The organism is Dyella dinghuensis (assembly GCF_003977615.1).
GTDB classification, from domain to species: Bacteria; Pseudomonadota; Gammaproteobacteria; order Xanthomonadales; family Rhodanobacteraceae; genus Dyella_B; species Dyella_B dinghuensis.
In genome coordinates this window covers 302,096-328,170 of record NZ_RYZR01000007.1, presented here as the reverse complement: position 1 = coordinate 328,170, position 26,075 = coordinate 302,096, and the positions used below count along the sequence as shown (strand labels likewise).

At 58.0% G+C, this 26,075-nt stretch carries 21 protein-coding genes and 1 riboswitch; of the genes, 11 read left to right on the top strand and 10 right to left on the bottom strand.

Going from position 1 to position 26,075, the window contains the following annotated elements; translation table 11 throughout:
* Positions 1-93: 93 nt before the first annotated feature.
* A complete protein-coding gene (locus EKH79_RS15285; protein WP_126674687.1) occupies positions 94-846 on the bottom strand; it encodes a hypothetical protein in 753 nt (250 codons plus the stop codon).
* 147 nt (positions 847-993) lie between these two features.
* Entirely contained in the window at positions 994-1,350 is a 357-nt protein-coding gene (locus tag EKH79_RS15280; RefSeq protein WP_126674686.1) for a YciI family protein, read from the bottom strand.
* 412 nt (positions 1,351-1,762) lie between these two features.
* Here EKH79_RS15280 and EKH79_RS15275 point away from each other — a divergent pair, with 412 nt between their 5' ends.
* From EKH79_RS15275 to EKH79_RS15250, 6 genes are all read left to right on the top strand, one after another.
* Entirely contained in the window at positions 1,763-2,773 is a 1,011-nt protein-coding gene (locus EKH79_RS15275; protein WP_126674685.1) for a glucokinase, read from the top strand.
* 308 nt (positions 2,774-3,081) lie between these two features.
* Positions 3,082-6,297 (top strand): TonB-dependent receptor, encoded by a 3,216-nt coding sequence (locus tag EKH79_RS15270; protein WP_126674684.1) that lies wholly within the window; start codon positions 3,082-3,084, stop codon positions 6,295-6,297.
* Between the two features lie 257 nt (positions 6,298-6,554).
* The gene (locus EKH79_RS15265; protein ID WP_126674683.1) at positions 6,555-7,943 is read left to right on the top strand and encodes an APC family permease; all 1,389 of its coding nucleotides are present in this window, start codon (positions 6,555-6,557) and stop codon (positions 7,941-7,943) included.
* 4 nt (positions 7,944-7,947) lie between these two features.
* A complete protein-coding gene (locus EKH79_RS15260) occupies positions 7,948-10,659 on the top strand; it encodes a glycoside hydrolase family 2 protein (RefSeq protein ID WP_233590347.1) in 2,712 nt (903 codons plus the stop codon).
* A 16-nt stretch (positions 10,660-10,675) separates the two neighbouring features.
* Positions 10,676-11,683, top strand: a complete 1,008-nt coding sequence (locus tag EKH79_RS15255) for a LacI family DNA-binding transcriptional regulator (protein ID WP_126674682.1) — start codon at positions 10,676-10,678, stop codon at positions 11,681-11,683.
* A gap of 64 nt (positions 11,684-11,747) precedes the next feature.
* On the top strand, positions 11,748-12,593 hold the full coding sequence (locus EKH79_RS15250; protein ID WP_126674681.1) for a sulfotransferase family protein: 846 nt from the start codon (positions 11,748-11,750) through the stop codon (positions 12,591-12,593).
* 109 nt (positions 12,594-12,702) lie between these two features.
* On the opposite strand, the gene metE is transcribed toward EKH79_RS15250, so the two are convergent.
* Entirely contained in the window at positions 12,703-14,991 is a 2,289-nt protein-coding gene (gene metE / locus EKH79_RS15245; protein ID WP_126674680.1) for a 5-methyltetrahydropteroyltriglutamate--homocysteine S-methyltransferase, read from the bottom strand.
* Positions 14,992-15,205: 214 nt separating this feature from the next.
* Positions 15,206-15,441: riboswitch (cobalamin riboswitch) on the bottom strand.
* A gap of 424 nt (positions 15,442-15,865) precedes the next feature.
* On the opposite strand from metE, the gene EKH79_RS15240 reads away from it, so the two are divergent.
* The 4 genes from EKH79_RS15240 to EKH79_RS15225 all read left to right on the top strand — a co-directional run bounded on the left by EKH79_RS15240 (position 15,866) and on the right by EKH79_RS15225 (position 18,894).
* Positions 15,866-16,729 carry a Tll0287-like domain-containing protein gene (locus EKH79_RS15240; protein ID WP_199754352.1) on the top strand — a complete coding sequence of 288 codons (864 nt, stop codon included), beginning with the start codon at positions 15,866-15,868 and terminating at the stop codon, positions 16,727-16,729.
* A gap of 3 nt (positions 16,730-16,732) precedes the next feature.
* A complete protein-coding gene (locus EKH79_RS15235; protein ID WP_126674679.1) occupies positions 16,733-17,416 on the top strand; it encodes a toll/interleukin-1 receptor domain-containing protein in 684 nt (227 codons plus the stop codon).
* Positions 17,417-18,026: 610 nt separating this feature from the next.
* A complete protein-coding gene (locus tag EKH79_RS15230; protein WP_126674678.1) occupies positions 18,027-18,470 on the top strand; it encodes a MarR family winged helix-turn-helix transcriptional regulator in 444 nt (147 codons plus the stop codon).
* A 103-nt stretch (positions 18,471-18,573) separates the two neighbouring features.
* Complete coding sequence (locus EKH79_RS15225) at positions 18,574-18,894, top strand: hypothetical protein (RefSeq protein WP_199754351.1); 321 nt, start codon at positions 18,574-18,576, stop codon at positions 18,892-18,894.
* A gap of 85 nt (positions 18,895-18,979) precedes the next feature.
* Here the strand turns inward: EKH79_RS15225 and EKH79_RS15220 are convergent, their stop codons facing one another.
* Both EKH79_RS15220 and EKH79_RS15215 read right to left on the bottom strand, forming a co-directional pair.
* The gene (locus EKH79_RS15220) at positions 18,980-19,474 is read right to left on the bottom strand and encodes a nuclear transport factor 2 family protein (RefSeq protein ID WP_126674677.1); all 495 of its coding nucleotides are present in this window, start codon (positions 19,472-19,474) and stop codon (positions 18,980-18,982) included.
* Positions 19,474-20,199, bottom strand: coding sequence for an SDR family NAD(P)-dependent oxidoreductase (locus EKH79_RS15215; RefSeq protein WP_126674676.1), 726 nt, complete (start codon positions 20,197-20,199; stop codon positions 19,474-19,476). The genes EKH79_RS15220 and EKH79_RS15215 overlap by 1 nt, the downstream gene beginning before the upstream one ends.
* Positions 20,200-20,310: 111 nt before the next feature.
* Between EKH79_RS15215 and EKH79_RS15210 the strand changes: the two genes are divergently transcribed.
* The gene (locus EKH79_RS15210) at positions 20,311-21,207 is read left to right on the top strand and encodes a LysR family transcriptional regulator (protein ID WP_126674675.1); all 897 of its coding nucleotides are present in this window, start codon (positions 20,311-20,313) and stop codon (positions 21,205-21,207) included.
* 84 nt (positions 21,208-21,291) lie between these two features.
* Here the strand turns inward: EKH79_RS15210 and EKH79_RS15205 are convergent, their stop codons facing one another.
* From EKH79_RS15205 to EKH79_RS15185, 5 genes are all read right to left on the bottom strand, one after another.
* Entirely contained in the window at positions 21,292-21,879 is a 588-nt protein-coding gene (locus EKH79_RS15205; protein WP_126674674.1) for a hypothetical protein, read from the bottom strand.
* Positions 21,880-22,237: 358 nt separating this feature from the next.
* Complete coding sequence (locus EKH79_RS15200) at positions 22,238-22,564, bottom strand: nucleoside triphosphate pyrophosphohydrolase family protein (protein WP_126674673.1); 327 nt, start codon at positions 22,562-22,564, stop codon at positions 22,238-22,240.
* Positions 22,565-22,649: 85 nt separating this feature from the next.
* The gene (locus EKH79_RS15195; protein ID WP_126674672.1) at positions 22,650-23,288 is read right to left on the bottom strand and encodes a hypothetical protein; all 639 of its coding nucleotides are present in this window, start codon (positions 23,286-23,288) and stop codon (positions 22,650-22,652) included.
* Between the two features lie 168 nt (positions 23,289-23,456).
* Positions 23,457-24,095, bottom strand: coding sequence for a glutathione S-transferase family protein (locus EKH79_RS15190; protein WP_126674671.1), 639 nt, complete (start codon positions 24,093-24,095; stop codon positions 23,457-23,459).
* A 395-nt stretch (positions 24,096-24,490) separates the two neighbouring features.
* Positions 24,491-26,074: a Na+/H+ antiporter gene (locus EKH79_RS15185; RefSeq protein WP_126674670.1), complete on the bottom strand. Its 1,584-nt coding sequence runs from the start codon at positions 26,072-26,074 to the stop codon at positions 24,491-24,493.
* Position 26,075: the final 1 nt, after the last annotated feature.

Here is a 26,075-nt window from a genome sequence, read left to right as displayed (position 1 = left end):
ACGGTTCCTCAACGACGCGGGCTATCGCGCCATTGCGGCAGCGCTTCCTATGGCGACGCTGAGCAAACTGGCCAGCACTAGGCCGCATCTGTCTCAGTGACTGGACATACTCGCAGGCGTTCCATCGGACCAATTGGGAACCGCAACCAAGAACACAAGAATCGGTGGCAGGCCTTTCATTTGGGACGGTTCCGTCGGAGCGAAGAACCAATAAGGGCTGGACATAATCGGCGAACCCTCTACGCCAGAACCCCAATCCTTACCGTCCTTGACGCGGGTGTAGAACATGACATGCGGCATGTTGTGGCCACCTTGGTCAGTCAGATACGACGATTTCGACATCATGTAATCCATCGCGCCGCTTTCGAGGTCCGGCAGATGTTTGTTTTCGTATGCCGCTTTGAGTGCCGACAAAACTTCCGCGTTGGAACGACCAGCCATCACCATCCTGGCGCGCAGTTCAATGATCGGCCATATCGAACGTGCAGCCTGTGGATTCAGACAATCGGCAGCTTTCACTTTCGGGTTCCAGAATTCATCCCAGTCGAATGCTGCGCTCCAACTCCGTCCCACGAAGCAAACGAAGCCGTTTTTTCCCTGGACAGCTGTCTCGTAGCCGTGCCGTCCGAGAATCACGACCGTCGCGTCGCGGGATATGGCATCGGGGGCGGCACTTCGCGCGAGGGCGATTTCAGCTTGCCGGTCCGGCATGAGGTATTGGTCGATCGGGGCCATCTTTGGATACGGCGCAGCGACATTCTGCGCTATCGCTTGATGCGCCACGCCGAGTCCGACAAGCAGCATGGAGCACGTGAACAGCACAGCGCCAGTCGTGTGTTTGCGCATGGTCTTCTCCTCAGAATTTTTTTACGTATCGCCGCTATAGCGCGCAGCGCACTTGTTGCCGCCGCTCACGTCCATTTTTTAATTGCTTAGCTCTATCGAAGCGAAGTCCCGGCAACACCACTACGCACTTCGCTGTTGCCATGGCTCTCAGTCCCCGGCAGGAGCCGGCATATAGAAAACCTCTCGCACCTCGACCACGGCAGGAAACACTTTGGCGCCTTTGCGCACCCACGCCAGCAACTCGTCCACATCTGCGGTTTCCAGTATCGAAAGGCCGCCCACAAACTCCTTCGCCTCTACGTATGGCCCGTCAGTGACAAGCACTTCACCGTTGGCTTGCCCACGCAGCGTCATGACTTTCGGGCTCAGGCCACACGCGAATTTCCTCACACCCGCCGCGACCATTTCCCGGTTGAGCGCGTGAATGCCTTCGATAGTCGCTTCGGATACGGTGGACGGGTCATAGTTTTCCGGCAGGTAAGTAGAAACGAGATATTGCGGCACGGTCGCCTCCTAATGGGTTCATCGGCCGGGCCAGTTGCCCAGTTTCACTATAGCCACGAACGACGAGGCCGGAATTCGACAGGTTGCCCGAAAAAATTTGGCCGTTTTCGCATTGAAGTTGGTTTGGCTCAAGCGGAATTGGTCCGGAAGCGGCCGGAATATCTCACGTGGGTGACCGCTGCCCTGAGCGCATTCGGACATTACGTCCACAGTCGAAAGCCGACCTGGCAACGTCGACCCCAAAACCTGAGCCCACGACCGCACCAGCTATCCCCCAAAGCCGTGGCGTAACATGTTGCGTCACGGCTTGACACCGGTGTCAATTGCGTTACACCCTGATAACAGTTCTGCAGCGAGGGGTGCGCTGGACGTGGCAATAGATCATTCGGACCGAGTGACGGGGGAAGCGGCAATGCCGTTTCTGGCAGCCGATATTGGCGGCACGCACGCGCGTGTTGCGCTGATGCGCGCCTCGCACGGCGGGGCCGGCGGGATCGAAACACTTGCCTATCGGGTATTCGCGTGCGCGGAGTTCTCGACCCTGCAGGAACTATTGCAAGCCTTTCTCGATACCGAGGTGCAAGCCCCGGTGAAGCACTGCGTGCTCGCTTGCGCCGGTCAGATAGTTGGCAACGAGGTCGTGAACGACAACCTCGCGTGGCCCATCTACCTGACGCAGTTGCGGCACACATTGGGCTTGGACGAGGTTGCTGTACTCAATGATTTCGAGGCACTCGCCTATGCGCTCGATGGCCCTCTCGCCGACGGCGGCCGCCATCTTTGCGGACCGGACACGCATGCCAGTGGCTTGACCCTGGTGATCGGACCGGGCACTGGCCTTGGCGCGGCGGCGCACGTTCCCGGCCCTGCCGGCGGCGTCGTGCTGACGACGGAAGCGGGTCAGATGGATTTCGCGCCGAATTCGGTTCGGGAGCGCGAGATTCTGGCGCATATAGCGCCGAATGGCGGTTACGTTGCGTTTGAACATGTCGTGTCGGGCCCAGGTCTGCTGACCATCTACGCAACGCTTTGCGCGCTGCATGGAAAAACGCCGAAGCTGGCAACGCCCGAAGCCGTCACGACCGCAGCCGTTGCGTGTAGCGACGCGCAGGCCGTGGAAGCCGTCGAAATTTTATGTGCTTCCCTTGGAAGCTTTGTCGGCAATCTCGCGATGATTTTCATGGCCACAGGCGGCGTGTATCTAGCCGGCGGCTTTCTGTCTTCCATATTCGAGCTGCTTAAGCGCAGCGCTTTCGAGGAACGATTCCTGCACGGGCGCAGCGCGCGTGCGCTGCTGTCGCACGTACCGGTATGGGTCACGGAGCACGGTCACCACGGCGTACAAGGCGCAGCGCAGTGGTACCTCAGGCATGGCATGTCGAAAGCGGCGCGGCATGCCGTGGCGGGTGGCGTAGGCGCATGAGCGGCATCGCGACATCGCCATTTTTTTGTTGCGTGACCAACGCGCGCCTGATCGTTGCCAGCACAGCCGGCGATGACCAGTGGGTGTTGGTGCGAATAGCGTTTTCGAAATAAGCGGTAAGCGGGACGGGGGTCCCGTGCAGTAGCACTGAGCAAAACGGCTTTGGCTTGGGAAGCCAAAGTTGGGGACATCGAAAGATTGCATCACAACGGCATGCGAACTCGCAGGCATCGCCGGGCTATACGTTTTTTTGGAATTCCACGGAGCACCTAAGGTTCGACAGGCAACATCAACGAGGTTAAAAGCCCATGTCCACCGTACTTCGCAAGCATCCATTGTCATTTGCTGTCACCGTGTCGCTGTTCGCCGTCGTATCGACGACGAGTGCACCGTCGGCATTCGCCGGTGCCCAGACAGACGGCCAAGCTACGCAGACCAACGCGGCGCAAACTGCGCCAGCATCGGCCCCTGCTTCTTCGTCGCCAGCGCCTGACACGAAGAAAGACGACACCAAGAAAACAGATGACGCGGCGAAAAAGAATGCAACCACGCTGTCGACCGTATCCGTTTCAGGCGTGCGCGCATCACAGGAGCACGCGATCGATCTGAAACGTGATGCTCCGAACATTCAGGACAGCATCACCGCGGAAAACATCGGCGCGTTGCCCGACACCACGATCACCGACTCCCTGCAACGCGTCACCGGCGTGCAGATCAACCGCGACGCTGGCGTGGGTACGTCGGTCGACGTGCGCGGCCTGCCTGAGGTCGGCACCATGTTGAACGGCGAAGTGTTCATCACGGCCGATCAGATCGACTCGCAGCAGCCCGACTTCACCATGTTGCCGTCCACGCTGTTCCACGGCGTCGACGTGGTTAAGTCCTCGACTGCCAATGAGACCGACGCTGGTATAAGCGGCGCCGTCGACCTGCATACCTATCGTCCGTGGGATCTCCCCAGCGGATTTACGTACAGTTATTCAACCGATGCAGAGCGTGGCTCCACGACCAATCATCTGGGGCCCGAGGCGAACGGACTGATTTCGTACAACGATAGCGGCCGCTGGGGTTTGCTGATCGCTGCGGATTACTCCAACACCACGCGCTTTAATTCTTCGGAAGGTCTCGATCAATACGGCGTCGTGCTCAACGGCGAGAACGCCGCCAGCGCGGGTGGCTACAACGGCTTTCTGACGCCGTGGAATGGCGCGCCCATTCCATCGAAGATCGTTCAGAACGCCGATGGCAGCGTGGACGTCAATGGCGACGGCAAGTCCAACGGCGTCTTCATGGGTAGCCAGGACATCAACATCAATGACATTACGACGCAGCGCAAACGCAAGTCCGGCAATGCGTCGTTCCAGATGGATCTCGGTAACGGCCTGAGTCTGACCAGCGACTACTTCTACTCGCAACAACGCGAGTACGATCTTAATGACGGCATTCAGTTCAACTCCACCAACTGGCAGGGCGCAACCTACGTACCGGTGCAATCGCGCAATACCGGAAGCCCTGCCCTCGGTGCCTATGGCACACCCCAGCCAGGCTGGCAGGGCTCGCAGATATACACCACGCAGGTGTATGAGAAGTGGCCCGGCGACGTGGAGTCGTACTCGCAGATCATCCAGAAAAGCTCTAACGCGAAGAACTTCAATCTCCAACTGGATTACGACGACGGCGGACCGTTCACCGCGAGCGTACGCGGCATCCGCGACACCGCGTTCCAGTCGAATGTAGAAACCGACATCAACGTTTCCGACTCCGACGGTGCACTGTGGCCGAACGTGTTGATGCCCGGCGCGAATGTGCCGGCCGGTACGTTCGTCTACCCGGCACAGCTCGGTGGTGACCGCGTGTTCAACGCCAATGGCATTCCGCAAAACACGGTGCCGATCATCGCGAACTTCAACGGCCGCTACATCACCGTCAACATGCCGTCCTCGCTGGCTGCGGATTTCGCCAACCCTAACGCCTGGACGATGAAGACGCTGGAATCCTCCGGCGACTATGACCGCCAGGTCGCGTTGAACGCGTTGCGCTTCGACGGGAAATACGATTTCCAGGACGGCTTCAAGCTCGAATTCGGCATACGAAACAGCATTCGCAACGCCGACAATTATGGTTGGACGCTGGAAACACCCGTCTACGCAGGCATCGGTGCCAGCGATCCGAACGGATGCCTGGTGCGTTATGTGGGCGCCGACGTGGTGTTGAATAGCGGCTCGTGTACCGCGAGCAACTCAGAGGGTTACTTCCGCGCCGGGCCGCTGTCGGCGATATCGATGCCCAATACGGCTACCCCGCTGTCGAGCAACTTCAAGGAGTACACCAATCTGCTTGGCTCGGGCATCAATTTCTGGGCGGTCAACCCTAACGCCATGGTCAATCCGATTTCGTACTGGAAGTCGCTCTATCCCGATACCACCGAAGTCGCTGAACCGGGAACGAGCTGGGATGTGCAGCTGAAGGAGTTGACGGGCTATTTGCAGGGCGATTTCGATGGCACGCTCGGCGACATGCCGTACAGCGGCAACATCGGTGTCCGCATGATCCACACCAATCTAAACGTCACGCAGTTTTTGAGTGGCGCACCGGGTGCGTACGGCGACGAACCAGTCGAAACAGGCACAGCTGATACCAAGCGCAGTTATGACGACGTGCTGCCGTCGGCCAACTTCTCGCTGGATATCTTCGACAACCTGAAGTTTCGATTGGCCGCGTCCAAGAACATGATGCCGCTCGACCTCAGCGCATGGGGCGGCGGCTTGCAGCTGAACTATTCGTTGGCGGAGACGCCGCAAGGGCCGATCTTCCGTGTCGCGGATGGCACATCGACCGGCAACCCGAACCTCAACCCGTGGCGCTCTACGAACTATGGCGCGTCGCTGGAGTACTACATCAACCCCACCAGCATGCTCAGCCTCGCGCTGTTTCGCATCAACGTGGAAAGCTTCATCAAGAATGGTAGCGTGACCAACTGCACACTGCCCGATGAGGACGGCGTGGTTCGCGATCATTGCATCGTGATCACCGAACCCGTGCAAGGCACTGGCAACAGTATCCAAGGTGCTGAGTTCGATTACCGCCAGGGCTTCACCTTCCTGCCAAGCTTCCTGTCAAAAACAGGTATGGAAGTGAACGCCACGTATGCGCCAAGCAACTCGGGCGAAAGGGATTTGGCTGGCAACAAGATTCCGTTCCAGGACAACTCCACCGAGTCCGGCAACTTCATCCTGTGGTATCAGGATGATCACTTCCAGGCGCGCCTTGCGTACAACTATCGTTCGAAGCGAGCGGTGATGGACAGCGTAGGCGGTATCACCGGTATGGAGATGTACGAAGCGCCGCAGAAGTACCTCGATGCGTCGATCTCCTACAAGTTCAGCAAATACGCCGAAGTGTTTCTGGATGGCACCAACCTTACCAACGAGTACCAGCATTACTACCTTGTGTGGCCCGACCAGCCTGCGCACTCGACGTTCTCCGAGCGCATGTTCATGCTGGGCGTGCGTGGCCAGTGGTAGCCGGAGCGCCTTCCATCGTTGGCCAAAGGTTGACGGTTACCGCCGCATGCTCCCTCCCCTGCTCGCAGGGGAGGGCTGGGGAGGGGTAGCCCGAGCTTGCTATATAGCTAGAACACGTCGCGAGATTGCTTTACCCCACCCCAACCCTCCCCTACATGTAGGCGAGGGAGCAGATCTCGGCGAGTAGTGAGCAATAACGTTTAGTACATGCCATTGTCTTCAACACACTCATCGCAAACCATCACGACTAGGCAAGCATGCAAGACTCCAGCGCGCCCCAGAACGTTCGCGACAACGCCTTCCATCGTTCCATCGGATTGTTCTCGGGAACCGCGATCAATATGACCCAGATGTGCGGCATCGGGCCGTTCATCACCATTCCCATCATGGTCGCTGCGATGGGCGGTCCGCAGGCCGTCATCGGCTGGATCGCCGGTGCCATCCTGGCCATGGCCGACGGCTTGGTGTGGGCGGAACTCGGGGCAGCCATGCCGGGTTCCGGAGGAACCTACGTCTACTTGCGCGAAGCGTTTCAGTACCGCACCGGCAAACTGATGCCGTTCCTTTTCATCTGGACGATGTTGCTGGCGATTCCCTTGCTGATGTCCACGGGCATCATCGGCATGGTGGAGTATCTGGAGTTCTTCTTTCCCAACCTGGGCTGGTGGCCGGTGCATCTCGTCGGCCTGGCGGCAACTGCCATCGTGACGTGGCTCCTTTACCGTCGCATCGAATCGGTTCGCGCGATCACGATCGCGCTGTGGGTCATCATGCTGGTCTCTGTTGTCGGTGTGACGTCGGCAGGCTTCTCACACTTCCATGCGGACTTCGCGTTTGCATACCCGGCCGGTATGTTCGGCAACCACTTCTTCATGGGACTTGGTGCCGGGCTGATCATCGGCATTTACGACTATCTCGGCTACAACACGACCGCCTACATCGGCGACGAGTTGCGCAATCCGGGCCGCACGATGCCCGGCACCATCATCGTCTCGGTGATCGCGATGATGTTTGTTTATCTTCTTCTGAACATCAGCGTGCTCGGCGTGGCACCGTGGCAGGAAATCGCGCAATCCAAGTCGGTGGCTTCGCTGGTGGTGGAGCGCAGCTGGGGCCATCTGGCTGCCGCCATCATGACCGTCCTCATCATCGTGACCGCGTTCGCCTCGGTGTTCACCGGCCTGTTGGGCGGCTCTCGCGTGCCCTTCCAGGCAGCGCACGACAAAGTGTTTCTATCCGTGTTCGGACGCCTGCATGCCAAGCACGGCTTCCCGCACGTCGCATTGCTCACCATGGGCGTAGTGACGGCCATCGGTACATTCTTTGACCTGACCGAAGTCATCAACATGCTGCTGGCCGCGACCATCATCGTGCAGTCCATTGCGCAGGTCGCCGCGCTGGTCGTGCTGCGCAAGCGCCAGCCCAACCTTGATCGCCCGTACAAGCAATGGCTTTACCCAGTGCCGTGCGTGATTGCGCTACTGGGATGGATTTACGTGTACGTGTCTGCCTCGACGTTGTCGCTGATCCTCTCCGGCATATGGATCGTCGCTGGCCTTGCGGTATTTGCGATGTGGGCCAAGCTCAATCGGTCGTGGCCATTCGCACCCGTTGAAATACGCGAAACCTACCTTGAGAAACAGTGACGTCATGCAAACTCAAGCCAAGCACACACTTTGGATGATGGCCGCGTTAGCCGTATTGGCATCGCCGCCTGCTCACGCCCAAACGACCTACGCGCCCACTCAGGTAAACGCCGACGCCGGCTCCGTAACAACCATCGGTCATTGGCAAATCCAGGACGAAGCGAAGGCGCAGCAAAGTGGCGCAGAAATCTCCTTGACGAGCTTCTCCACCGAAGATTGGTATCCGGTGAGCGGTCGAGCGACCGTCATGGCAGGTTTGTTGGAAAACGGCACATACAAGAACGACGTGTTCTACAGCGATAACCTGCGTGCAGTGCAGGTGCCAGATTCCAGCGGCAACCTTTTCGTGACGTCCTGGTGGTACCGCGCCGAATTCACGCTGTCGAAGGATGCGGCAGGACGGCATACCCTGCTGCGCACCAACGGCATGATCGCGAGCGCCGATGTGTGGATCAACGGACATCTGGTCGCCGATCACGCCGACGTCGCCGGCGCCTATCCCGTGCATGCGTTCGACGTCACGCGCTGGGTACACGCAGGCGCCAACATTCTCGCCATGCGCGTGCATCCAGCCGATCCAAGAAAGAGCCTGTCCATGGGCTGGGTGGATTGGAACCCCACGCCTCCGGACAACAACATGGGACCATGGCGTGGCGTGGACATCCTGCAGACCGGACCGGTCGAGTTGAGCTTTCCACACGTTCTTTCAACACTATCGTTACCCGATCTCGCGCACGCCACAATCACTGTGAAGGTCGACGCGAAGAACCTTGATACGGTCGCGCATGACGCGACGATCACCGGCACAGTGGCCGGCGTTCCAATACAACAAACCGTGCACCTTGCCCCCGGACAAACGCAAGTCGTTTCGTTCTCGCCCAGCACTACCCCCGAACTTGCACTGAATCATCCGAAGATTTGGTGGCCCGTCGGCATGGGCGAACATCCGCTATACCAACTTGAGATGACCGCTGCGGTCGATGGTGCAACATCCGATCGTGCTACTGCGACGTTCGGTGTACGCAGCGTCAGTTCAAGCCTGACAAAAGAGGGTTATCGCCAGTTCTTCATCAACGGGAAACCCGTGCTGATCCGCGGTGGCGGCTGGGCGCCGGACATGTTCCTGCGCGACGACCCAGCACGCATGGACGCCGAGTTCAGCTACGTGCTCAACCTCGGCCTCAACGCTATCCGCAGCGAAGGCAAGCTGGAAAATAAGCGTTTCTACGACCTCGCCGATCGCAACGGCATTCTGATACTGGCGGGTTGGGAATGCTGCGATAAATGGGAGTCCGCCGCGAAGACCGGCGGCGCGCCATGGACTGCCGCCGACATGAAAGTGGCCGGAGACTCCATGGCCAGCGAGGCGCGTCTGCTGCGCAATCATCCTTCCGTGATCGGCTTCCTGATCGGCAGCGACAACCCGCCTCCGCAGCCCATTGCGAAAATGTACGTCGACACGTTGCATGCAGCTGACTGGTCCCTGCCGATCATCTCGGCAGCTGTCGCCAAAGGCACGGCCGAAGCCGGCCCGTCGGGCCTGAAGATGGATGGCCCTTACGACTGGATACCGCCGTCGTATTGGTACGCCGACAAGCTGGGTGGTGCATTCGGTTTCGATTCGGAGGTCAGCGCTGGCGCGGATATTCCACGCTTGGAAGATGTGCAGCGCATGCTGTCGCCGCAAGAGCAGGAAGCGCTGTGGAAATATCCGGAGGCAAGGCAATACCACGCCTCCGCAGACTGGTCGACATTCGCCGTACTGACGCCGTTCGACAAGGCGTTAGCCGCTCGCTACGGCGCACCGACGAATCTTACCGATTATGTCGCCAAGGCGCAGCTTGATAACTACGACAACGTCCGCGCGCAGTTCGAAGCGTTCAACGCACACATGGATGCCGACAAGCCAGCAACTGGCGTGATCTACTGGATGCTCAACAACGCGTGGCCCTCGTTGCACTGGCACCTGTACGACTACTTCATGAATCCTGCCGGCGCTTATTTCGGCGCCAAGAAAGCCAACGAGCTGGTGCACATCCAGTATTCGTATGACACGAACGGCATCGTATTGGTGAACCACACCCTCGACGATGTTCATGGCTTGCAAGCGAACATCCGCGTGCGCAATCTGGACGGTAGCGTGCGTTACGAAAAACACCTGCAGAACGTCGATCTCGCGGGCAACCACGCTCAATCATTGGCAACACTGCCAGCCATCGCGGGCCTGTCATCCGCGTACTTCATCGAGCTTGATCTCGCCTCTTCCGACGGCAAGCCGGTCAGCCGCAACGTCTACTGGTTATCCACACGAGCGGACGTGCTCGACTGGGCGAATTCGAACTGGTACCTCACTCCGCTAACGCAGTACGCAGACCTGACCGCGCTGCGATCGCTGCCGTCAGCGACCAGCAAGGTTCTTGCAACGACACGGCGGGAGGGGAACGATGACATCACCACGGTCACCTTGTCCGTGCCCGCATCGTCCAAGGCCGTGGCGCTGTTTCAGCACGTGTCGATCAAGCGTGGTGCGCACGGTAACCTTGCGCTGCCTATATTGTGGAATGACAATGACGTCACGCTTTGGCCCGGTGAATCGATCGTGTTGACCGCGCGTTACGCATCGCAAGAAATGGCCGCACCGGTGGTCGAAGTGAGTGGGTGGAACGTTCCTGTCCAAAGCGTTCCGGCTACCGCCTCGCAGGGAACAGATCATTGAAGACGCAAAGGCTTCCATGTCACGCGTGACCATTAACGATGTCGCCCGTGCCTCGGACACTTCGAAGAAAACCGTATCGCGCGTGCTCAACAACGAGCCGAACGTGCGCGACTCGGTGCGCGAACGCGTACTTTCGGCGGTAGCTGAACTCAACTACCGTCCGCTCACCTCGGCGCGCAGCCTGGCGACGAACCGGTCCTTCATGATCGGCCTGCTCTACGACAACTTGTCGCCGAGCTACATCATGGAAGTCCAGGCAGGCGTGCTGGAAGCGTGCGAAGCGCAGCAATACAGCATGATCGTGCAGCCGTTGGTCTCGACGGCACCGGACTTCGTCGAGCGTGTCGAGAGCATCCTCTGGCGGCACCGGCCCGATGGACTGATCCTCACGCCGCCGATCACCGACCATCCAGAATTGCTCAAGCATTTGCGCAAGAACGACCTTCCGTTTGCCTCGATCGCCCCGCGCCAACCCAAAGACTGCATCGGCGTAATCCTGCGCGAGCGCGAAGCGGCCGCCGCCATGGTTGAGCATCTTGCATCGCTGGGTCATCGCCGTATCGCCCACATCATTGGCGACCCCAAGCACGGCGCAGGCATATGGCGCCTCGCCGGTTACCGCGACGGGTTGAAGCGCGCGGGATTGAAAGAAGACCCGGCGTACATGGTGCAGGGCCGCTTTTCTTTCGAATCAGGCGTGGAAGCAGCGCGCCGGTTACTCGCATTAAAGCGGCGGCCAACCGCCATTTTCGCAGCCGACGACGATATGGCCGTGGGCGCAATCTGGGCCGCTGCGGAGGCTGGCGTGTCGGTGCCTGGCGATATGTCCATTTGCGGCTTCGATGACACCACTATCGCAACACAGGTGTGGCCATTGCTGACCACCGTCCACCAGCCCGTGCGCGAAATGGGCAAGCGTGCCACCGAGGAGTTGCTGCGTCGCGTGCTGGGCAAAGGAGAAGCCAGCATGATCGAACTCGGCTATGAAATGCGTATGCGCGCATCGACGGCGCCAGCGCCCTGAACGGCGCTATCTTGCAGTCCATGCCTTTGCAACCCAGGCTAATGATTGAGAGGAGATAACCCACATGCCTACCACGCCAGACGCCAGCAACCCACCGCGGAAGTTCCATTTCATTTCCGGGCTGCCGCGCGCCGGCACCACGCTACTGGCGGCCATCCTCAACCAGAATCCGCGCTTTCGTGCAGGCATGACCAGCCCGCTTGCCGACATCATGGGCGTGGTCATGGCGGAAGCAAGCAGCAAAAACGATTTTTCCTTCGATGTTTCCGACGAGCAGCGCGTTGCACTGTTGCGCGGGTTGGTCGAAAACTTTTACTCGGCTCAAGCTGGCGCCGATGTAATGTTCGACACCAGCCGGCTGTGGTGCAGCCGGATGCAATTGCTCAACGTGCTGTTCCCTGGGGTGAAGGTCATTGCGTGCGTGCGCCAGCTGGCATGGGTGCTGGACAGCATGGAGCGATTGGTGCGCCGGCAACCGGTCAGCGTCAGCAAGGTGTTCCGCTTCGACACCAACACCACGGTGTACTCACGCGTCGAGGCGTTGACCGATCCACGAGGCATGGTGGGCTTCGCTTACCAGGCCACCAAAGAAGCCTTTTACGGCCCGCATGCACAAGACCACCTGCTGATGCTGACCTACGAAAGCCTGGTGAGCAACCCAGCTGCGGCCGTGCGCGCTGTCTACCAATTTCTCGACGAGCCCTGGTTCGAGCACGACTTCGACCACATCGAATACAACGCCGACGAGTTCGATGCCCGCGTCGGCATGCCCGGCCTGCATTCCGTTCGGCCGAAGGTCGAGTCGATCGAACGCCAGCCGATCCTGCCGCGCGAGATCTTCGGACGCTTCGCGAACGAAGCGTTCTGGATGGATCCCAAGAACAACGTCAACCAGGTACGCATCGTGTAAAGGTTGTCATCACCACGAAAAACAAAGGCCGCTTGCGCGGCCTTTGTTTTTTTTGCACCGTGTCCAGCTGGGCCTTGATCACTCAAGTCCCGGCCGGCTACCAAAATTGCTACACGGACTCGAAAACGATGTGGCGCATAGCCTGGGCCGCCTCGACCATTTGCACGAGTGCAGCGCGCGTTTCGGGCCAACCACGCGTTTTCAGACCGCAATCGGGATTTACCCATAGCTGATTCGGATTCAGTACCGAGACGGCCCGGGCGAGTAGCTGTGTCATCTCCGCCGACCTTGGCACCCGTGGTGAATGAATGTCATAGACACCTGGACCTATGTCGTTCGGATAGCGGAATTTGACGAACGCATCGAGCAATTCCATATTCGAACGAGACGTCTCGATCGAGATGACGTCGGCATCCATGGCCGCGACAGAATCCATGATGTCGTTGAACTCCGAGTAGCACATGTGCGTGTGGATCTGCGTTTCGTCGCGCACTCCGCAGACCGCCAGCCGGAAGCACTCGGTGGCCCAGTCCAGATAGGTGTTCCACTGGTTTCGGCGCAACGGCAGGCCTTCGCGCAAGGCGGGTTCGTCAATCTGGATGACACCGATGCCGGCTGCCTCGAGATCCAGCACTTCATCGCGCAACGCCAATGCGATCTGTCGGCACGTTGCCGCCCTTGGCTGGTCGTCGCGCACAAAGGACCATTGCAGTACCGTCACAGGACCGGTCAACATGCCTTTCATGGGACGGCGAGTCAGTGATTGGGCATAGCGCGACCACGCAACGGTCATGGGCGATGGACGCCGGACATCGCCGTAGATGATGGGCGGCTTTACGCATCGCGAACCGTAGCTTTGCACCCACCCGAGCTTGGTGAAGGCGAATCCGTCGAGTTGTTCGCCGAAATATTCCACCATGTCGTTACGCTCGAACTCGCCGTGCACCAGCACGTCCAGGCCAATGTCTTCCTGGAAGCGGACGCAACGCTGCGTTTCCGCTTGCAGAAACGTCTCGTAGTCCGCTGCCGAAAGCTTGTTCGATTTATATTTGGCACGTGCTTCGCGAACTTCGTGCGTCTGTGGAAACGAACCAATGGTCGTGGTGGGAAATGCCGGCAAGCGCAATCGTTGCTGTTGCACGGCGCGCCGCTGGGTGTAATCCGACATACGGCGGCTTGCATGGCCGTCGATCTGTGCGAGCCGTTTCGCCACATCGGGCCGATGTACGTCTGGAGAGTTTTTGCGCGACGATTGCCGAAGGCGCGCTGTCTCGAGAGCGTGCAATGCGTTTGCCGAACTCAGTGCGTCGGCGACGGTACGAAGCTCTTCGATCTTTTGCCGCGCAAAGGCAAGCCAGCTATACACCCCCGCTGGCAAAGCCTTTTCCAGCGTCACATCGATGGGCACATGCAGCAACGAACAGGATGGCGCGAGCTGCAACCGCTCACCGCCGATACGCTGATGGGCACGTTTGACCAGCGGCAATACGCGATCCAGATCCGTTCGCCAAACATTGCGCCCATCGACGATGCCCAATGAAAGCACCCATTGCGACGACAGCGAATCAATCACAGCATCGAACTGCTCCGGCGCACGCACGAGATCGATATGAAGACCGTCAACCGGCAATGACGTGACCCACGATAGATTGTCTTCCAGCGCACCGAAGTAAGTAGCAAGCAGTAGCGATGGACGCTTCACGTTCGCCAGAGCACGATACGCATGACGATATGCAGCCTGATCGTCGCTGTCCTGATCCAGCACCAGACAGGGCTCATCGATTTGCACCCAGTCCGCGCCAGCATCCTTGAGTTTGCCTAGCAACTCAGCGTAGACGGGAATCAAACGATCCAGCAACGCCAGTCGATCGCTGCCGTCGACGGTTTTCGATAGCAGCAGGAAACTTACCGGTCCTACTATGACTGGCCGCGCCTTGAACCCCAATTTCTTGGCTTCGAGAAATTCTGCAACCGGCTTATCGCTGCGCAGGCGGAAGGTTTGGTTTTCGTGCAATTCGGGGACGAGATAGTGATAGTTCGTATCGAACCATTTGGTCATTTCCAATGCGTGTACGTCGATACCATCGCCCTGGAATCCGCGCGCCAGTGCGAAGTAGCCGGAGAGTGGATTGGCATCCGCAAGCGCTCGATAGCGATCGGGTATCGCATCGAGCATGAAAGCCGTATCGAGCACATGGTCGTACAGTGAAAAATCGTTGCATGGCACGACATCTGCGCCGGCCTCGCGTTGCAGCTGCCAATGTCGTTTGCGCAACGCGGAAGCCGTGTCCTGGAGCTCGGATGCCGTTGCTTCTCCGCGCCAGAACGACTCGAGCGCTTGCTTGAGTTCACGCTTGACGCCTATGCGTGGAAAACCCAGATTGGTAAGGGTGGTCATGGTGTAGATATCCTCGATTCGTGACGAATGAGGAACGAAGGAAACGCGCGCCGGCTTGTGCACCTTTGCACTGAGCGTCCGCCACGCTACGACCTTCGCCCCCGCGGGCGAACCGGATCTTCTGGAGGACGCGATCGGGCAAACCGCCGCGTATGCAACGCGACGCGCAAGCCTCGGCCGCTTCCCCGCGGAAGCTCCAGGTCAAGCAGGAAGCACTCGCTTCCTGGCCGGGGCAGGTCTTCGGGCTCGCGGACACGAGGCGGTTAACGCCTCACCTACTGTTCGTGGCTTCCCAGTCCAAACCGGACCAGTGCTCATCACGAAGGTCGTTTCCACACACCGCTGCGGGGCAGCGCCGGAATTGGCCATATAAGGCCGCACAGGCTTCCCTTTTAACTTTATCCTTTCATCGCGATGCAAGGATAAAGACCACCAGCGAGGGCAAGGTACGCTCTTGCCTCGATGGACGTCAAGCGTTCCTGAGCGCTAGTTCTAACGTCCGTGTCGAGTAGAAAGCTGGCGTTACGTCCACATCCAAACAGGCACCGCAAAAGGCCGATATAAGTCCGGCGAATCTCAATTCGTTGAAGATCAGTCTCGACAAGCTTCATGCGAACGCACGTTAAATCTCTCATCCAACCCGCAAACGAGAGCTCGGTAAGTCGAGTAGCCCTACCCTTCGCGGCCGCGACAAACCCCGGGTTTAACCGGGAAAACCACGCAAAAACCAGCCAAGCCCAGCGCTTGGCGCTTTGTGTCATGATTTCCAAAGTGGCATGAGTGGTGTCTCTTAAGGACGCCGCCGAAGTGCCAACACCCTTGAACACAGCCGCAGTCGGGTCGATGGATCCACGTACTGGCAAAGGGGTCGAGTGTGCTGTTGCGGATCAACCTGATACTGCTTGTCGCATTCGCGCTCGGCATGGCCGCAATTTCCTTGGTCGTGACAGTGACGCTGCAGGAAAACGCAACGCGCGAAGTGCTGGCTCAAGCCGGTTTGATGATGGACAACGCAGCAGCGATCCGCTCCTACACCGACACCGAGATCGCGCCGTTGCTCGACGACAAGATGCTCACGGCATTCCGTCCGCAGAGCGTACCGTTCTACGCCGCAACGCAGAACTTCCTGGCGCTGCACAAAGAGCATCCCGACTACGCGTATAAAGAAGCCACCCTCAATCCAACCAATCCACGCGACCGCGCGACGGATTGGGAAGCAGACATCGTGCAGCGTTTTCGCAACGACAGCAGCACCACGGAAATGAGCGGAACACGCGACACCCCGATGGGCAGCATTCTTTACCTGGCACGCCCGATTCGCGTCGACGCGGGGTGCATGAGTTGTCGCAGCCTGCCTTCGGTCGCACCTGCAACGATGCTCGCACGCTATGGACGCGACAACGGATTTGGCTGGCAACCCAATGAAGTGGTCGGAGCGCAAATCGTCTCGGTGCCATTCGCCAGCGCCGAGGCAAGTGCGAAGCGCGTGCGCCGCGATGTGCTAACGACTATCGCTGCGGTGCTCGTCGGCGTGCTGCTGGTCATCAATATCTCGCTCTATGTGTTGGTGATCCGTCCGGTGCGCCGGATCGCGCGGATAGCCGATCAAGTGAGTCTGGGCGATACCTCTGCGCCGGAATTTCCGAGTGGTGGCGGACCTGAAGTCACGGCGTTGTCGGCCGCCTTCAATCGCATGCGCAAGAGCCTGGACAAGGCGCTGCGGATGCTGGGCGGCTAAGCGATGGCACACGATTTATTCGTCAGCTATTCGCAGCCTGACCGGGAAGCTGCCTTCGCGCTTGTGCAGCGACTGGAAGCGCGCGGCATCAGCGTGTGGATCGCGCCGCGCGACGTGTCTCCCGCCGCCGACTGGGCTGCCGAAATCATCGATGCGATTTCCAGCGCGCGGCTGATGGTTCTGGTTTTCTCCGGCAGCAGCAACGACTCGCACCAGGTGCGACGCGAAGTGGAGCGCGCCGTGCACAAGCAGCTACCGATTCTTCCGTTTCGGCTCGAAGATGTGCTGCCTTCGAAGAGCCTGGAATACTTCCTCAGTGCACAACACTGGATGGATGCATTTCCGCCACCGCTCGACCCGCATATCGATCGGCTTTGCGATTATCTCGATGCAACGTTACGCGGGCACGCTATTCATGACGTTCCCGCCGAACATCGGCCATTGCGAAGCACTGAGCCGGTCGATCTCACTCATCCGCCGGGTGGCGTCGATGCGGCACACTTGCGATTGTTGGAGGCGGAACTCGCCAAGCGCATTGGGCCCGTGGCCGCACATCTGGTTCGCCGGGCCGCGCACGGTGGCGGTGACCTGGATGCCGTTGCACAACGCCTCGCACCTGAAATTGACGGCGAGCAGGAACGGCGAATCTTTCTTGAAGCGTGCTGGCGGATCGGCAAGGGCAAATAACGAGCGGCACGATCGTGCATGACGTGCTCTTCGTACGAATCCGCGCACGTCATGTATCAGCGTGTTGATCAGCCGCGAGAACAACCGACAACGGCACGGTTGAAAGCGCACATCACGAATCAGGCACGTACCTATGATTTCTCACCAATGAAGGATCAACCTCGAGTGGTCGAGAAAAGTCGGCGATGAGAGAACCGGCGGGACTGAAGTGCTCCCGTTCGACAGCTTCCCAAGTGATCCACATGTGCAGGGCGGCGTTAGCGTCCGACCCGATAGGTTCCGAACGGAGGCGACATGGATAAACCGTCGCCGTGGGTTTGATACGAGAGCGCATATATCCCCGTCTGTCAGGCAGTTCTACTGCGGCACTACGAACGATACCTTGTCTTAATCTCACCGGGGCAAGGGACCGCGGAAGCGTTACATGAACGCAGGTTTTTACGGGTGAATGCACTTCTAAATGCGACTCTCATGGCTTTGGGGGACGCGAACACACCGCATAGCTGGAGTGCATCTGAACCGCGTTATCTCAAGCGAACCCGTGAATTTCACATTCCTTAATTATCAGCCTAACTTGCAAGATTAACTTCTAATATCGTAGAGTGAGCGCATGCCCAAATCACGCTCCTCTCGCGCGGCGATGGAAACCGCCGTCAACGAACTCATGGCGGCCGTCGGCCAGCTTCTGCGGCGATTGCGGTCCGAGACCAATCCGGACGACTTCAATCTTTCCCAGCTCAGTGCCCTGGCGCGGCTCGATCAAAACGGTGCCATGACCACTGCGGATCTGGCGCGCTTAGAGTCGATGAAGCCCCAATCGATGGGCACGATTCTCGCCACGCTCGAACAGGAAGGGTTGGTTGAGCGACGCGCTCATCCCACGGATGGGCGACAGATTCTTTTTGGTCTCACACCCGAAGGCGCCGAGATAAGGCGTCAGCGCGGCATCGCTAAACGCGAATGGCTGCTTGAAGCGGTGGCAAAGCTGGATGCTGCCGAACTCAAGACGATCATGGATGCCATTCCGTTGATCAAACGCCTGGGCGAGTCGTAGTGGCAAGCCCGCTCCATCAACGTATTACCTGTGCGCGTCAGCGACCCATCAACATTCTGCGCAAGCACACACCTTCGCGCACCACCTCAAAGAGGAAAACATCATGGTGAACTGGCTTCAGGATCTCTCGTATTTTTTTGGCGGCGTTTTTCTGGCCAATGCCATTCCCCATTTCGTCAGCGGCACCATGGGACGTCCGTTTCAGTCGCCGTTTGCGAAACCACCCGGTGAAGGGTTGTCATCGTCCATGGTGAACGTGATCTGGGGCTTCGTGAATTTCATCGCCGCGTATTTTCTGATTATTCGCGTCGGCGAGTTCGATGTGCGTGATGCGCAATCCATCATCGCGTTGGGCTTGGGTGCGCTAGCGCTTAGCGTTATGTGTGCAAAACGATTCGGCCGTTTCAATGGAGGCAATCTCTAGGCCGATCGGATAACGATGTACAAGTAATGTCCGCCTTCGTTCGAAAACGGACATATTCTGGAAGACAAAGACACCGCGGTTGAAATCAGGTCGGCAGCACGAGGCCATTGCCGGGTTCACCGCCAGCGATGTCGGGCTTTGGCCAGATCACGTCCAGCCGTGTACGACTGATCAACCATTGACCGTCGACACGGCGATACTCGTCGGCATAAATGCCGATGAGCACCAGCGGGTTTACGTCGACGGCTCGTTCGGCCAGCAAGAACTGCAGATGACTGCGACCCTCGGCGCGGTTTTCATCCAGTAACTCAACCCACTGGTTGGAAACCAGGTGAACGAACGGATAGCTACCGCGCTGTTCGACGTCGTACTCGGCGAAGGCTTTGGACAGCCCGGTATGAATCTCTTCACGACCGCTCCAGCGGCCTCGATCTACCTGGACAATCGCGTCTTCGGTGAAAAGCTTGGTGAGAGAGTCGATCCGCCCACTGTCCAAATGGTGACAGTAGAGGACGCGTAGATTTCTGATGGCTTCCAGCGACGTCAGTTGGTCCGCACTCAGTACGTTGTTGGTGCTCATCACCATTTCCCCATGTGACCGCCACCGTCCACACGCACCGTTTCACCCGTGACACGTGGTGCTTCGGTGACGAAGACGACGGCGTCGACGATCTCGTCAACACTCGACACGCCCTGAATCGGCGACATCGTACCGAGCGCGTCTTTCGGTGTACCGGCATGCATGGGTGTGTCGACGATGCCCGGTGCCACGATGTTTACGCGGATACCCTGCGACGCGTATTCCATCGCTATGTTGCGCGAGCCCGCTTCGATGCCACCCTTGGTCATCATGGCAACGCTGGCAAACGCACCGGCAATCGGGTTGTTAGTCAGCGGCGAGGTAATGCTGACGATGCTGCCGCCCTTTCCCTGCACCAACATCTGCCGCACGACGCGTTGCGTCATGAAGAGAAAGCCATCGAGATTGATGGATTGCAGCTGGCGATAGTCCTCGATGGGAAAATCGGCGAACGGTTTGCCGATGAAGATGCCAGCGTTGTTCACAAGAGCGTCCACCGAGCCAAAGGCCTTCACGGCTGCTTCGACAACGGCGTCCGCCGTCGCCGGATCGGCGACATCGCCATCCACTCGGACAAGGCGATCGGAGACAGGCAATTCCTTCGAGGCGCTCACTTGCCGTGAGGTAGCCACGACGTTGTAACCGAGTTCGAGGAAGCGGGAAACCAGGCCGGCGCCAATGCCTTGCGAGGCACCTGTGACAATGATGGTGCGTGGGGTTTTCATAGAATTCCAGGGGATGTGAGTGAATGCAGCTGCGAAGTCTGCGCCGACCGCCATTACCTGATTAGATGGGATAATCTGAAATCTCTTTCCCGGCCATGGGAAAATGCCCGCATGCTCGATCTCAACGACATCGCCGTCTTTGTACGGGTGGCCCGATTGGGGAGTTTCAGCCGCGCCGCGCACGCACTGGGCATGCCCGTATCCACGGTCAGCCGCCGGATCAGTGTGCTGGAGGAAGAGCTTGGCGTGACGCTGCTGCAGCGGACCACCCGCAAGCTGAGTCTCACGGATCAAGGCCGCGCTTATCTGGATCAGTGTGGCGAACCGCTTGCGCAGTTATGTGCCGCTGAGAGCGTGCTGACGCAGACGCAAAAGCAGCCCGAGGGACTTCTGCGGATATCGGTACCGGTGGTGTTCGGAAAGGCAGCCTTCCACGACTTTCTATCCGATTTCATGAAGGCCTATCCGCTGATCAAGGTGGATCTGTATGTCACCAATATCTTCCTCGACCTGATTGCCGAGAACATTGATTTGGCGATTCGCTTCGGCGAATTGCGCGACTCCACACTCGTTGCCCAACGCATCGGCAGGAGCGTTCGTTACCTCGTAGCAACGCCACCGTACTTGGCAGATCGTGCACCGCTGAAGAGTCCTGATGATCTCATCAAGCACGATTGCATCATGCTAAACGGACGCAATAATGAAGCGGAGTGGCATCTGGTAAAAGGACGCCGGCATGCCAGGATGCATGTGCATGGGCCGTTTTCCGGTCACGACTTCGAGAGTGTCAGCGCGTTTGTCTATCGAGGCCATGGGGTGGGCCTGATGCCGTCGGTGTATTGCGACGAAAAGATTGCCAGCGGTGACCTTGTGCGCTTATTGCCCGACTGGTCGTCGCCCGAAATTCTTATTTATGCGGTCTATCCCACGCGACGTTATATGCCGTCGCGACTCTATGTATTTCTGGATGCATTGCGTGCCTGGGCCGAGAAATTTTTCTCTGCGTAACAGTAAAAAACAACGCGATTGAGATAAACAATCCATTTCGAGCAGGTAAAGCCGTTCCCCGCCTAGCCGCCACCCAACCCGAAATCATTCCTGCCCGGGGCAAAGCTTGTCGCGCAACTCATCATGTGTCGGATGCGCCAGCGCGGGGAAACTGATCGAATAGGATGCTTGGTAGTCGGAGTTGACGACAGTATTTGTGCCGCCGACGGTGACGGTCGTGTTGTTGCGCGCATTATGGAAATACCAAGACCTGTACCCGCTCGGGCCAAGCTTGGCGAGAATGGCAAAGGTATCGTTGTCGCCCGCTTGAGTCACATAGGCGGGAGCACCCTGCAACGTGGTGCCCAACGTTAGCGTGCGCGACTGTAAGCCGGCGTTGGTCGCTGTTCCGGATGCCAACATGTAGCACCCACTGCCAATAGAATCGGGTCCCTCATCCTTCTGCTCGTAAGCAGTAATGCGACCATCGCCATCGATCTCTACGTAGCCGAATGTGGATTCCTTGAGACCGTTGACTTTGACCGTATGCGCCGAGCTATAGATACCTGCGAGTGATGAAACACTGTCCGGGTCATCGAATCCATATGCAACGCCGGTCAATCCAATTGCAAGAAATGCGCCGGACAGACCGACCCGCACGCCAAGGCGCAGCCAGGAAGTTTTATGAAACACGCGCGTTGCCCTCGTCATTGGTTAGTGATCCCACGTCCCGGCGATTTAAGCACACGCGGCTGCCAAAAAGCGCCTAAGGCGTGAGTAATTTCTTTCGAAAGAATTCCAGCACTTGAGCATTGAACGTTTTGTGGAAGGCTGCCCGATCATAGTCCGATCGATCGGTGCACACGGAGGTCTTCGCCTCCGCCACCTCATCTCCTCCGATACCAACGATCCAGAGAAGATGTCTGCCTTGGGTCGAAAGCGGACAATCAAAATCCGTAGCTATCTTTTGATCATGGCACCTAGCGCCCGTGTTCACGCACGAATTTGAAGACTCAAAGAGGTGCCGACATCGTCACTGAGCAACCTTTTATCATGTACCCAGCTCGCTAGATACATATTCAACCAGCTCTCTGGTGTTTTTGACAAACTCCGCCTCTAAATCAATGCCACACTTATCTGCAAGAACAATAATCGACCACAAACAGTCCGACAATTCATGACCAAGTTTAGCTTTGCAGTCATCAATATTTCGGATACCGGCGTTTGCCTGGATTAGTTTTGCTAGATCGCCTACGTCCCCTACGAAGCCAAGCGCAAGTTCTTCTGTGGTCCAGATGCGCCCGTACCTCTTGATCTCAAGCTTTTCGTAGAGCTCGTTTAGCTGCAGTGCTGACTTTTCAAGATCGCTAAATTTCATGTTGATTGCACCTAACACTGGTTATACGGCGCCGTGATGATGGCGCTACTCATCGTCGTCGCTTGGCTTTTGCCGTGGATAGGCATCAAGGTTTTCCGATGGGTGGGGGTAAACATGCATCCATCGTCAAGCGTCGACGCATGCGCTCTCTGACTAATACAGCGCCGATAACGATCGATAACCAAATCATGCCCAAGGGACTGCAGATGAATGTTCTGAATGCCACGAATGCGAGAATGGGATTCAAGCCTCCCAATACGAATATATCCACCACGTAGCCGTAGACAAACTCCCCAATGTCCCAGCCAAGAAAGTGGCAAGGATGAATATTGTCTTCGCCAGTTTGACAGCCGAGGAGCGATGCACCGCCGAGCACAACGAAATTTCCTACCAGAGGTATTGCCAGAAGAAGAAAAATAACTAGTACGGGAATTATCAAACATTTCAGCGCGCGGTTGATCGGGCGAAGGCGTGGATGCGAATTAGGGATGCTTGGACGCCGTGTCGTTTTGGCGAGCAGTGACGCTTCGGGACTCGCGGTTGAGGCAGGATATAAAGTCTCCTTCTCAGCCAATTTTTCTTGCGAGTATCCTCGCCTTTCAAGTACTGAAAGCAGCACAACTTCGGCTTCGGGGATCAATCCACCTACCCGATAACGCTGCAGCAATAGTTTGGTGTCCATTGCATTGAACTGCTCGAGAAAGCTTTGAGACTGCCGATCCATCGGATCCTCCTGTAAAGCCATCACGTCTTAGCTAGCTTTTCCCAAGCTGTTCGCAAGCGCTTACATAAGTGGGCCGCAATTCCCCTTGCCCCAGTAATGTCCGCCCTGGGCAAAAGCGAACATTCCCCGCCTGCTTACAAACTTGGCCGGCCACAACACGGTGACCAGCTATACCGCCTTGGCGAGCCATGCCTTTCTGGATTGACATGTTTCCATAGCGCGCTTGTAGCCTTCGCGTGCACGGGTGCGAGCCATATAAGAGTGCTCTACTTCGCTCAAGGTAACGCCTCCACTTGTTATGGCCAACTCCAGGGCGTAGGTCACCGAAATGTCGGCGGCGGTGAACGTCTCGCCAGCAAGATAAGACGTGCGTGCAAGCTGCCGCGTCACCAGAGTTAACCGGCTCTCGAAAACGCTTAGCGCTTGGCCAGCGCTCCAGTTCTGCCGCTCGTACTCCGGCGCAAAATTGCGCGCACCAACGACGAAGTAGATCGAGGCCGCGAGGCCGGCTTCACCGAGGTGCAGGAACTGTTGGTAAGCGGGGAAAACAGGATCGTGTGGGCTGGGCGCGAGCGGCGTTGGCCCGTAGCGAGCCATCACGTATTCCATGATCGCAATGGACTCGACCATCGTGACGTCGCCGTCCTGAATCGCGGGAATGAAACCGGCAGGGTTGATGGCCAGGAACTCTGCATCCTTCTCGACGCCAGCCAGAAGATTCACCGGCCTTAGCCGGTACGCGAGCCCCATCTCCTCCAGCAGCCAGATGACGCGGAAACCTCTTCCTTCACCAAATACAGTGATCATCTTTCGTAATCCTTCTTTGATTCGGTCTTATCGGCCCCCATCGAAAAGACGAACGGGAATGTCGAAAATCGACGTCGTCGGCAGTATCTGCAGTAAAGCTGGCACAAACGTTTGATCCATGCGCTTCTAACTCGTTGCCAGAACGGCAAACATAGAGCAGATCAGCGCGATCGGCGGTCTAGCCTCAAGTCTTCCCTGTGACTTTAAGGCTATTAAACCCTCACTGTTGCGGGCTTCTCAATGTCCGCTTTGCGTCGAAAGCGGACATTGGTTCTTTCACTAAATCTACCCGGTACCAGCAACGAGTACTCATATCAACAACCGACCATCCATGAGTGAAACCAAGATAACTCGCTCAAAAATCATCTGTACGGCGCGTATTTTCCGGCCGGCGATTAATTGCCACGTTGCAGAATGATGCGCAATTCCTCGACATCCAGATCGCGTTCGAGCTCATGAAGAACTTCGTCTTCAATGAGTCCAGCGCGGTGAATGCGGATCAGCTCGTTGCGACCGGCGGCAAGTGCAATAAGAACGACGTCGAAATGCGCTCGAACGCCCTCCATAAACACGTCCGCGTCTTCGGCGTAACGCGTCGTCACTTCCGAGCGCTTGCGATACTCCTCTAACAGGCGAGGATGGATCAACGTTCCATCTGGCGCGTAGGCATGCAATTCGACTGCCTCGGCCATGGCGCGGGCAATGGCTGCTTCAGAGGCGGCCAGATGCATTTTCGCCAAGGCATCTTGATCAACTGGCCGAACCACGTTGATGAGCCAACCCAAGCTCGTACCTTGCATGACGACAGTCGCGAAGATCACGGCGAAAGCGGTGACAAGCATCAGATCTCTGCCTGGCATGGATGCAGGTAATGTGAGCGCGACCGCCAACGTCACGACTCCTCGCATGCCGGCCCAACTCAGCACCGTTGCTTGCCGCAATCCAAGCGGCCGCGCACGTTTCAAGCCCATGCTTCGGAGCGCGGCAAGCAGGCCGTCGACGCCAAAGACCCAGACAAAGCGCGTCACTGTAACCGTGAACACGACACCAAGGACGGGGACAGCCATCGTGTTGGAGACAGCCTCGATCCCGCCGACTCGATCAAGCACGCCGCGCAGCGAAAAACCTATAAGGATGAAGACGAGGGCTTCCAGAACAAACACCATTGTCTCCCAGAAGGCGCTGCCGCGAAGCCGAACCTGTGCCGGGAAGATGACATGCTGGTACCAGCCGAGCACAAGCCCCGCGACGACTGTCGCTATCACGCCAGAAACATGGGCTGCCTCGCCGACAATATAAGCAACCCAGCACATGAGCGTGCTGGCCATAATGATCAGCGTTTGATCGCCCAGACGCCGCACGACGAAGATCCACATCGCCGACACGGCGAGGCCGGCAATGATTCCACCGAGGGCAAGAAAAACGAAATTCGAGACGGCTGCACCGGCATCAAACGCGCCGCTCAGCGTTGCCGCGACGGCGAATCGAAAAAGCACCAGACCCGTTGCATCGTTGAGCAAGCTTTCCCCTTCTAACAGCGCCGACAGCCGTCGGGGAATCTTCACTCGCTGAAGCACAGCACGAGCCGATACAGCATCGGGTGGCGAAACAATAGCTCCGAGGGCAAAGCAGGCAGCCCATGGGAGGCTCGGGACGAGCCAATGAGCAACGACACCAACTCCCAGCGTGGTGAACACAACCGCGCCGACGGCGAGTGACAGTATTCCCGGCAGGTGCCGCCGGAAGCGGCCGAAAGCAGTGAAGTACGCCCCATCCATCAGCAAAGGCGGGAGAAATAGCACCAGGATCAGTGAAGGATCGATCGCGAACGGCGGCAATCTGGGCACAAATGCAAGGACGCCGCCGCCGACGAGCAGCGCGGTGGCCGGTGGGAGACGTAGGCGTCGCGCCACCCAATGCAGTGCGACCACAACAGCGAGCAGAACCAGAACGAGCTCGAATATCTCGACAGGATGCATT

Bases quoted from the DNA above. Each gene is read 5' to 3' on its own strand.
- EKH79_RS15285 (WP_126674687.1), bottom strand. From the start codon at position 846: ATGCGCAAACACACGACTGGCGCTGTGCTGTTCACGTGCTCCATGCTG.
- EKH79_RS15275 (WP_126674685.1), top strand. From the start codon at position 1,763: ATGCCGTTTCTGGCAGCCGATATTGGCGGCACGCACGCGCGTGTTGCG.
- EKH79_RS15270 (WP_126674684.1), top strand. From the start codon at position 3,082: ATGTCCACCGTACTTCGCAAGCATCCATTGTCATTTGCTGTCACCGTG.
- EKH79_RS15265 (WP_126674683.1), top strand. From the start codon at position 6,555: ATGCAAGACTCCAGCGCGCCCCAGAACGTTCGCGACAACGCCTTCCAT.
- EKH79_RS15260 (WP_233590347.1), top strand. From the start codon at position 7,948: ATGCAAACTCAAGCCAAGCACACACTTTGGATGATGGCCGCGTTAGCC.
- EKH79_RS15255 (WP_126674682.1), top strand. From the start codon at position 10,676: ATGTCACGCGTGACCATTAACGATGTCGCCCGTGCCTCGGACACTTCG.
- EKH79_RS15250 (WP_126674681.1), top strand. From the start codon at position 11,748: ATGCCTACCACGCCAGACGCCAGCAACCCACCGCGGAAGTTCCATTTC.
- metE (WP_126674680.1), bottom strand. From the start codon at position 14,991: ATGACCACCCTTACCAATCTGGGTTTTCCACGCATAGGCGTCAAGCGT.
- EKH79_RS15235 (WP_126674679.1), top strand. From the start codon at position 16,733: ATGGCACACGATTTATTCGTCAGCTATTCGCAGCCTGACCGGGAAGCT.
- EKH79_RS15230 (WP_126674678.1), top strand. From the start codon at position 18,027: ATGCCCAAATCACGCTCCTCTCGCGCGGCGATGGAAACCGCCGTCAAC.
- EKH79_RS15225 (WP_199754351.1), top strand. From the start codon at position 18,574: ATGGTGAACTGGCTTCAGGATCTCTCGTATTTTTTTGGCGGCGTTTTT.
- EKH79_RS15220 (WP_126674677.1), bottom strand. From the start codon at position 19,474: ATGAGCACCAACAACGTACTGAGTGCGGACCAACTGACGTCGCTGGAA.
- EKH79_RS15215 (WP_126674676.1), bottom strand. From the start codon at position 20,199: ATGAAAACCCCACGCACCATCATTGTCACAGGTGCCTCGCAAGGCATT.
- EKH79_RS15210 (WP_126674675.1), top strand. From the start codon at position 20,311: ATGCTCGATCTCAACGACATCGCCGTCTTTGTACGGGTGGCCCGATTG.
- EKH79_RS15200 (WP_126674673.1), bottom strand. From the start codon at position 22,564: ATGAAATTTAGCGATCTTGAAAAGTCAGCACTGCAGCTAAACGAGCTC.
- EKH79_RS15195 (WP_126674672.1), bottom strand. From the start codon at position 23,288: ATGGATCGGCAGTCTCAAAGCTTTCTCGAGCAGTTCAATGCAATGGAC.
- EKH79_RS15190 (WP_126674671.1), bottom strand. From the start codon at position 24,095: ATGATCACTGTATTTGGTGAAGGAAGAGGTTTCCGCGTCATCTGGCTG.
- EKH79_RS15185 (WP_126674670.1), bottom strand. From the start codon at position 26,074: ATGCATCCTGTCGAGATATTCGAGCTCGTTCTGGTTCTGCTCGCTGTT.